This window comes from Endozoicomonas sp., from assembly GCF_051008435.1.
In the GTDB taxonomy this organism is placed as follows: Bacteria; Pseudomonadota; Gammaproteobacteria; order Pseudomonadales; family Endozoicomonadaceae; genus Endozoicomonas_A.
Genome location: NZ_JBPCXO010000540.1, coordinates 1 through 7805, shown reverse-complemented (window position 1 = coordinate 7805; position 7805 = coordinate 1). Strand labels below are relative to the sequence as shown.

Here is a 7805-nt window from a genome sequence, read left to right as displayed (position 1 = left end):
CTTCCTCAATGTTGAGTGGTCAGTACCCAGCAAGCGAGCTGCTTCACCAATCTTGACTAATCTCTTATCCATAGTATGAGATTATGATAGATAATCATAGATTACTCAATACTGTTTCAAACCCCTTCTTTTTGGACTCTTTCAGCACGAGATAGGCACTTTCTTCAAGGCTTTCATCAGGCTGTATACCAAAGAGGGCTGGCAGAGCTTTCTCCAGACCAACCAGAGTTTCTCCAGTCGATGTTTCTTTGGAGCCAATGGGAAGGTCTGTATTAATGAAGGCGATGATACGCTCAGACTTCCTGGCCAGGAGCAGCATGATACCCAGGTAATCCAGAAAACCACTGTCAATCAACTGGTAGTACGGGTCAGATTTAACCCTCCTCAACGGATCATTTGCAAACTTATAATGGGGGAGCACAAAGTATGTCAGGGGTCCCCAGACAAAGTTGGCGTAATTTGCACTGCTGGCGGCCAAAGCATCCTGAGCCCTCATGGGAGAGATTTTTTCTACACCCAGAACATCTGTACCAGACCAAACTCAGAATGCTTCATGTGACGAGCTTGAAATCCATCCACAAACGAACGCACTCGCACCCCGTCAGGCAATATTTCAAAGGGGTAATAGTTTTCACCGTTTTTCAACAGTGTATTGATAACGATATTCATGTCAGCTCTTTTACGGACAAAAAACTCATTACTCAGGAACAGATTAAACCAGCCATTCAAACTATGGTTCAGGAAATCACTCCATACATGAGAGCCGTCAAATCGTCTTGAAATAGTTCCTGCCACGAAAGAAACAATAAAACGGGGAAGATTGGAAAAATACTGATGAGCATGACTCAAACTGGCGTTTGTCATGACATGAAGGTTACTTTTGAGGATAGACCTGACGCCTGAATCAACCTCTTCACCAGAATCCCGGTTACTGCTGCTGGGCGCCAAGCCACCTTGCCCGGCATCCAAAGTCAAATCTTCAGGATTACTGACCAATTCTCCCAAGATCTGCGCATCTTCAAGCTGACTGCTGTAATAACTGACCCCAAACCAGGCACCACCAGAAACCAGAGATAAATCGGCTATTTGCTCCTCTATCCCATATTCTCTCAACACCGCCATTTGACCTCTGGCCAGAGCCATCGAGCGGCTGCCTCCACCCGATATACAAACCCCAAGCTTGCGCTTTTTACTGAAAAAACGCTCATTATAATAAGCCTGGCTTTCCATACGAGCAGATTGATTCTCTCCAGAAGAACCAGTGCCTAAGATCACATCCGATTCCGAAAAGACCGCAAGTGCGTTGGCCTGGAGCACACCACTCATCAGAGATCCAACAACAAATAGAACTCTCCAATACATAATTTCTTCTTTTTAATAGTAAAGAGAAGAATCAATATAGCCAAAACCGCCATTAGTGAAGAAAATCATTTCACCTACAACAAGAATGAAATAATGCTTCAGGTCACAAGACCGTCTTTGAGGGGATTTCTCCACCCGTTAAATCAAAGCATCTCCTGACGAAACTGATTAGGGGTCGCTCCCGTCCATTTCTTGAACGCTCTATGAAATGCAGCCGCATCAGAAAAACCCGACTGCACGGCAATTTCACCGATCGACATAGCGCCAGTGACCAGCATCTGCTCAGCACGTTTACGGCGATGGTGATTCTTGAGCACCTGATAACTGGTATTTTCTTTCTGGAGGTGACGGTGCAAGGTAGGCACTGACATATTGAATGAGCCTGCCAGCGATTTCAGTGTGGGCATTTCCGTACCATGGCGCCCCAGATACTCTTCTATTCTCACAGCCAGAGAACGGTTATTGTATCGAACATCAAACAATCCCTGAAGAAAATTCAGCATTAACTGCTGCACATCTTTTTGGCCCTTGATAACAGGTCTGTCGAGAAAAGCCGTATCGAATCGTAAACCTGTAAAAGGAGCAAGACAGGACACAGAGGCACCAAACAGCGCTTCATACTTCTCTATTTGTTCAGGCCATGTAACCTCAAAGCAGACTCCTTCAAGTGGAATCGGCTCTCCAATCAACCAGCCAGCAATATTCCACCAGATCCACATTGCCGTAGAACAGCCGATCAATCCGGGCAACCAGCCAAGACCATCCATCGAAAAATGTGATGCGTCGAAATCTTCGGGGACATCCTGAGGAAACTCAAAAACCCAGAGTGCGGTGTCAGCACTCATCTCCAGAGAAATACCGGCCTGGGAAAAGCTCATCCGTTTAAAGAAGCAGTCCGCCTTGTCGAGCGCATCGCGTAATGATTCTGCCTGAGTCATGGACTCCAGAAGCAGCTGATAACTGCTGAAGCGTCGAACCTTATCAGCCTCATCACCGTGCAATTCATTTTGAATCTGAAAAACCACTTCATGAAATAAACGACAGTATTCCTCCAAAGAAATACAATCGGCCTCCAGCTTCCCGGCCTCAACTCCAGCCAGCTCTATTGCCTGCCTGCGATGAGAACCGTCTTGCAAAAGGTTCAGTAATGTTCGTGCAAACCGTGAAGGCATCTGCCGCTGCATAATTGACCACTCATACTTGAATACCTAACCATATCGAGGGTGACCATAAGGGAAAGAGCCTCCTCCTAATGCATGCATATTAAAACAAAAATGATAAATATGAACACTCTTCATGATCTTTTTTGCTATTGAAGCTTCCCTCACTATTCATAAGATTAAGACAAGGACAATAGACAGCTAAAAGCGACCGAAAGCATCTTTTCTCACTCCGACTGAGGAAAGCGTTTCGATAAGAGCCGAACAAGCAGAAGAACAAAAACGATGACCATTTCAAGAGAAATCACCCAGACACGCCTGGACCTGCAAGGCGCAGGCGCCACACGACACACTCCGGAACAAAGCTATACCGTGAGTGATCGCTTTGAAGAGTTGGCAGAAGTTTATCCGGACAAAACCTTCCTGATTTACCAAAACGAAACGGTCACTTTTTCCGAACTGAATACCAGAGCCAACCAGTATTGCAAACTGGCGCTGGCTGCCGGCCTGAAATCGGGTGATACCGGTGCGGTCATGATCGAGAACCGCCCCGAGTTTTTCTATGCATGGCTGGGTCTGGCAAAAGCTGGCATCACCGCAGCACTGATCAACACTCAGGCTCGCGGTACATCCCTCTCCCACGCCTTACAGGAAACCTCATCGAAATGCCTGTTCCTGGGCTCAGAATGCTCTGACCTGTTTGCAACGGTAGCGGATACCGTTACTGGCATCAGAATCTGGTCTGTATCAGACGGAGAAACACAAAATACTCCTGAAAATGGCGAGCCTATTGGACCCGCCCTGGAACAAGTCAGTAGAAACACCCTGCCAGAAGGCCTTAGAACCAGCATCATTGGTGAAACACCTTTATTCTATGTCTTCACCTCCGGTACTACCGGCCTCCCCAAAGCGGCCATTATCAGCCATATGCGCTGGCTTGGCGTGGGCGATGGCTGGAGCAATCTGTTAAGCATGACGGATGAGGATGTTTTCTATTGCATTCTTCCTCTCTTCCATGGAGCTGCAGGTATGTCCCTGGTTTCTAACGCACTCTCTTCCAATGCCAGCATCGTCCTCAAGAGAAAGTTTTCTGCCTCCCGCTTCTGGGAAGATGTACGACGCTATAACGTTACCACCACTCAATACATCGGTGAGATCTGCCGCTACCTTGTTAACCAGCCTGAGCAAGCCAACGACCAGGATCACACCCTCAAGCGTATGACTGGCGCAGGTGTCAGCACTGAAGTCTGGCAGCGCTTTCTGGAACGCTTTGGTGACGTTGATATCTACGAAGGCTGGGGAGCTACTGAAGCCAATTGCGGCATCATCAATGTCGATGGCAAACCTGGCAGCGTAGGCCGAATCCCCTTCAAGGAAAAATCCAACCTTCGTCTGATCAAATATGATCTCGACAATGACTGCCATGTAAAAGATGAAAACGGATTTTATGTCGAAGCTGAAGCGGGAGATGTGGGTGAAGCCCTTGGCATGATCCTCAACATTCCGGGCCTCGGAGCCGGCCGTTTTGAAGGCTATACCAACGCTGAAGCTACAGAAAAGAAAATACTGCGCAATGTCTTTTCCGAAGGGGATGCCTGGTTCCGCTCGGGAGACCTGTTGAGCCGGGACAACGAGGATTACTACTACTACTTCATCGATCGTATTGGTGACACTTTCCGCTGGAAGAGCGAGAATGTTTCCACCACCGAAGTCAGCGATGCTCTTTCATCTTATGAGCCCGCTGAGCTGATCAACATATACGGAGTGGCAATCCCAGATCACGAAGGACGCGCTGGAATGGCGGCCATTCAACTTAAAAACGGACACCAGTTCGATGGCAAAACCTTTTATCAGCAAGCCAATGGTGCCCTACCCCATTACGCCATGCCACTCTTTGTCCGGATTGCGAAAAAATCTGACCTGACCGCGACCTTCAAACTACGCAAAGTTGATCTTCAGAAGCAGGGATACTGCCCGAACTCCTTTGAGGATGAGCTTTATATACAGGACTCAGCAGAGAAGACTTATGTCAAGTACAGCACGAATGCACTGCAGAAAATCAGCATCAAACCTTTCGAGAAAAAAGCCTGAAAACGAAAAAAGCCAGCAAAGATTGCTGGCTTTTTTGATATGCGTTAACCATTTTCCGTTAACAACATTGGACGAATCGGATCATTTATCCGCCATCTTAATCAACTGACAACGAACGATTGCCGACTGATTTTTTAAAATGGCATCCCGTAGGGGACTCGAACCCCTGTTACTGCCGTGAAAGGGCAGTGTCCTAGGCCACTAGACGAACGGGACACACTATCTTTCACACTTTCAACAAAGAAAGCGTTATCTTGGTGGAGCTAAGCGGGATCGAACCGCTGACCTCAACACTGCCAGTGTTGCGCTCTCCCAGCTGAGCTATAGCCCCAAAATCAGATGCGTATTATGCAGTTATTTGATGATCTATCAAGTGGTAGATTTTACTGAATGCACTTCAGCCAAATCGTGGCTTGACCTCAGCTTTAGCGATCGACCAATCGCATTTCCTTCAGACATAAAAAAACCAGTCGAATGACTGGCTTCTTTAATTTGGATCGGGAAACGAGACTCGCCCTTGCTATAGAGAGACGACCCCAACCTTGGCTTGACCTCAGCTTTAGCAATCAGCCAATCGCATTTCCTTCAGACATAAAAAAACCAGTCGAATGACTGGTTTTTTAATTTGGAGCGGGAAACGAGACTCGAACTCGCGACCCCAACCTTGGCAAGGTTGTGCTCTACCAACTGAGCTATTCCCGCAATAAAGATGTTTTAGGACTTCTTTAAAGTCTGTAGCAGGAAACGAGACTCACTCTTTAACTCTGAGGCGACCCCAACCTTGGCAAGGTTGTGCTCTACCAACTGAGTTATTCCCGCTTTTAGTGATAAGTTAATAATTTATCAACTGACCACTTTAAAATGGCATCCCGTAGGGGACTCGAACCCCTGTTACTGCCGTGAAAGGGCAGTGTCCTAGGCCACTAGACGAACGGGACACACTATCTTTTTACAACTTTCAAAAAAAGAAAGCGTAATTTTGGTGGAGCTAAGCGGGATCGAACCGCTGACCTCAACACTGCCAGTGTTGCGCTCTCCCAGCTGAGCTATAGCCCCAAATAATGCGCTTAACTATGCAAACCTACACTTTCGAATCAATTAATTGATCCCCTGAAAGGTTTGGCTGCATCAGCGAACGAGGCAGAATTCTATGGATTTACCCGATTGATGTCAACTTCCCTGAATTAATTCTGAAACTTATTCTTAACCGAGTTAACAAACCTTTCATACTTGTCACGAATAAGAGTCCTGAGATTGTTGCCTGTAGGATCCTTATAAACTGCCCCTGCCCGATCGCGAACCGCCGGACTGGCAAAGTTCCTGAAATCCGGCTGAACTTGTTCAGCCAGCGCAAAGATCTGCTCTGCCACCTCATCGGCTGGCGCCCCCTGAGCCAATCGTTTATCGAGCATGTCTACAAAGTCAGGCATCAAAGGCAAAGTCTTATCACCTTTCACCTTGGCTGAACCTTGTGGAGAAGAACTCATTATGCCGGTTCGTGTCGCCCCAGGTTCATAGACAATTACTTCGATATTATCATCCTTCAAATAGCTCGATTGCCCCATGGACATGGTTTCAACCGCAGAGCGTGTTGCTGAATAGCTTTCCTGCAAGCCACGAGGTTCAAGCGCCTGGATACTGGTAACGTTAATGATTCGGCCTCCTCCATGATCACGCATAACAGGTATCACCTCCCTGGTTGTCCTGGCATAACCCACCACGTTGACATTGAAGAGACTCAGCAGCTGCTTATCCGGATCAATACTTTCAACAGACCCCAACACCATAAAGCCAGCGCTGTTAACCAATACATCCACCCGCCCTTCTGCCTTGATAATGCCTTCAAAGGCAGCATGAACAGAATCTGTGTCACTGGGATCCATCTGCACCAGGATATAGCCGTCATCCTGAGAGCCTACAAGACCGGTCTTTCGAGTCGTGCCATAGGCTTTATAAGCGGGATCCCTGGCAAATCGCTCGACCACTGCCTGAGCAATGCCGGAAGATGCACCAGTGACAACCACGACTTTCCGGGCATCTGAGGCAAAAAGCCACCAGGGGAATGCAAGAACTGCGAACAATAGTATTCGTGACATTCTGTTTCTCTTGCTTGTTATTCTATGGAGTTTTGAACTCTAGAGATCTGTTCTGAGACCCAATGAAACCAGACAAACACTTCAGAGCACACTCCAGCATAGCAGGGGAAACACTACAGCAGAGGCGGAGCCAGCCTACTCCTACCCCGCCATAATGGCAGCAACCATTACAATGCTGCTCATGTCGGCAGTAACAACCTGCGATGACTAGCCTGAAAACAGGCAACCGGCCCTCCCAATCCTTGCTGGCGATCTTCGCCAGCACTCTGGCAGGATGTTTCTAAAAGAGAAGCAACTGATGAATGCTCTGACAAACTGAGCCAGAAGAAACGTGATCTGAACGACTCATGACTTTTATATCCAGGAGGTTTGCCCGGCACTTATTCTTATCCTGATCTTCCACCTCTGGACATAGCTGCAGCTCTCTTCAGTTTATTTTTCCCATAAAAAAAACCCGATACTTTTCAGTATCGGGTTTTTTAATATGGCATCCCGTAGGGGACTCGAACCCCTGTTACTGCCGTGAAAGGGCAGTGTCCTAGGCCACTAGACGAACGGGACGCAATTCTTTGCGTCTTTATGCACTTGGAGCTGCATAAAGCCTGTATTTGGAGCGGGAAACGAGACTCGCTCTTCCATAGAGAGACGATCCCAACCTTGGCAAGGTCGTACTTCACACTCACATCCAAATTGGAGCGGGAAACGAGACTCGAACTCGCGACCCCAACCTTGGCAAGGTTGTGCTCTACCAACTGAGCTATTCCCGCAGCGAAGATATTTACGACTTCTTCATGTCGTGAAAAATGGCATCCCGTATGGGACTCGAACCCCTGTTACTGCCGTGAAAGGGCAGTGTCCTAGGCCACTAGACGAACGGGACGCAAACTTGCGTCTTTATACTACTGCATAAAGCCTGAATCTGGAGCGGGAAACGAGACTCGCTCTTCCATAGAGAGACGACCTCAACCTTGGCAAGGTTGCATCTCACACTCAAAACCAAATTGGAGCGGGAAACGAGACTCGAACTCGCGACCCCAACCTTGGCAAGGTTGTGCTCTACCAACTGAGCTATTCCCGCAGCGAAGATATTTACGAC

The 7805-nt window shown here is 47.7% G+C and carries 5 protein-coding genes and 10 tRNA genes; 1 reads left to right on the top strand and 14 read right to left on the bottom strand.

The annotated features are described in order from the left end of the window. Nucleotides 1-94 precede the first annotated feature (94 nt). The 3 genes from ACR2PX_RS27755 to ACR2PX_RS27745 form a co-directional block, all read right to left on the bottom strand. Nucleotides 95-496 carry a hypothetical protein gene (locus tag ACR2PX_RS27755; protein ID WP_434002597.1) on the bottom strand — a complete coding sequence of 134 codons (402 nt, stop codon included), beginning with the start codon at nt 494-496 and terminating at the stop codon, nt 95-97. A 14-nt stretch (nt 497-510) separates the two neighbouring features. Then, entirely contained in the window at nt 511-1362 is an 852-nt protein-coding gene (locus tag ACR2PX_RS27750; protein WP_434002596.1) for a hypothetical protein, read from the bottom strand. Nucleotides 1363-1505: 143 nt separating this feature from the next. Beyond that, nucleotides 1506-2534 carry a helix-turn-helix domain-containing protein gene (locus tag ACR2PX_RS27745; protein ID WP_434002595.1) on the bottom strand — a complete coding sequence of 343 codons (1029 nt, stop codon included), beginning with the start codon at nt 2532-2534 and terminating at the stop codon, nt 1506-1508. A gap of 273 nt (nt 2535-2807) precedes the next feature. Between ACR2PX_RS27745 and ACR2PX_RS27740 the strand changes: the two genes are divergently transcribed. Continuing rightward, nucleotides 2808-4613, top strand: coding sequence for a long-chain-acyl-CoA synthetase (locus tag ACR2PX_RS27740; protein ID WP_434002594.1), 1806 nt, complete (start codon nt 2808-2810; stop codon nt 4611-4613). A gap of 140 nt (nt 4614-4753) precedes the next feature. On the opposite strand, the gene ACR2PX_RS27735 is transcribed toward ACR2PX_RS27740, so the two are convergent. The 11 genes from ACR2PX_RS27735 to ACR2PX_RS27685 all read right to left on the bottom strand — a co-directional run bounded on the left by ACR2PX_RS27735 (nt 4754) and on the right by ACR2PX_RS27685 (nt 7787). Then, nucleotides 4754-4829 (bottom strand) — tRNA-Glu (locus ACR2PX_RS27735). Between the two features lie 39 nt (nt 4830-4868). Next, nucleotides 4869-4944, bottom strand: a tRNA-Ala gene (locus tag ACR2PX_RS27730). A 295-nt stretch (nt 4945-5239) separates the two neighbouring features. Continuing rightward, nucleotides 5240-5315 (bottom strand) — tRNA-Gly (locus ACR2PX_RS27725). A gap of 34 nt (nt 5316-5349) precedes the next feature. Continuing rightward, nucleotides 5350-5432 (bottom strand) — tRNA-Gly (locus ACR2PX_RS27720). Between the two features lie 43 nt (nt 5433-5475). Further along, nucleotides 5476-5551, bottom strand: a tRNA-Glu gene (locus ACR2PX_RS27715). A gap of 42 nt (nt 5552-5593) precedes the next feature. Continuing rightward, nucleotides 5594-5669 (bottom strand) — tRNA-Ala (locus ACR2PX_RS27710). Nucleotides 5670-5797: 128 nt separating this feature from the next. Continuing rightward, on the bottom strand, nt 5798-6709 hold the full coding sequence (locus tag ACR2PX_RS27705) for an SDR family NAD(P)-dependent oxidoreductase (protein WP_434002593.1): 912 nt from the start codon (nt 6707-6709) through the stop codon (nt 5798-5800). Between the two features lie 485 nt (nt 6710-7194). Beyond that, nucleotides 7195-7270: transfer RNA gene (locus ACR2PX_RS27700), tRNA-Glu, on the bottom strand. A 130-nt stretch (nt 7271-7400) separates the two neighbouring features. Beyond that, nucleotides 7401-7476 (bottom strand) — tRNA-Gly (locus tag ACR2PX_RS27695). A gap of 37 nt (nt 7477-7513) precedes the next feature. Beyond that, a tRNA-Glu gene (locus ACR2PX_RS27690) sits at nt 7514-7589 on the bottom strand. Between the two features lie 122 nt (nt 7590-7711). After that, a tRNA-Gly gene (locus tag ACR2PX_RS27685) sits at nt 7712-7787 on the bottom strand. Between the last annotated feature and the right edge of the window lie 18 nt (nt 7788-7805).